Below are 742 nucleotides of genomic sequence, written 5' to 3'. Positions count from 1 at the left end.
TGCATCGGTATATTTCGTCCATGACTGCGCGTTCATCTCCCCCTTGACTCTATCGAATGATTCAGTTTGTAGGCGATTTTGCCGAAGCCAAGAAATACAGCATCGTGCGGCAATCACGTAGAGCCAACCGGGGAAGCGGGACGGCTCTTTGAGCGTCGATAGTTTCTGGTACGCCTTGAGGAAGGTGTCCTGCGTAATTTCTTCGGCGGTGTGGAAATCACCGAGCTTTCGGTACGCTAAGGCGTGGACAGATCCTTTGTACTTGTCCACCAGAAAACCGAATGCGGACGTTGAATCAACTCGGCGTCATGAAGTGCCATTCGCCATCTCCCGGTCCGATCAGCGAGACTTGGGATCTCGCTCCGTTAAAGTTTTGAATCGTGTTTTTCTATTTATAATGACGCATATTTGTAGCAGATCATCAGATCGCAGGTTCGTTTTTGATATTGATCCCTATTGGACTTAGTGCTAAACTGAGGACCTCAATTTTACATCAATACCACCATTGGCGGTAAATTTTTAGTTCTATTGACATTTGGGTGTCAAGATATGAATCTCGACCTACAGGATATCTGCCGGCAACTGGAAGAGTCGGGCAAGATGCCCGACCTACGGGAGACGGGGCGAGGAGGAGCCCATGAGTAAATTAGCGATTCAGGGTGGCGATAAAGCCATCACCTTAGACCAAAGTGAGGCTTCGCAGTGGCCCATTATTGATGATGAGGTTACCGAAGCCGTCGTC

At 48.8% G+C, this 742-nt stretch carries 1 pseudogene; it reads right to left on the bottom strand.

The features are described from left to right. Positions 1-273, bottom strand: a pseudogene (locus tag J4G02_22710) (RNA polymerase sigma factor). Positions 274-742 lie beyond the last annotated feature (469 nt).

This window comes from Candidatus Poribacteria bacterium (genome assembly GCA_021295755.1).
GTDB lineage: Bacteria > Poribacteria > WGA-4E > WGA-4E > PCPOR2b > PCPOR2b.
The sequence above is the reverse complement of the archived record's forward strand: the minus strand, read 5'-3'. Positions and strand labels throughout refer to the sequence as shown.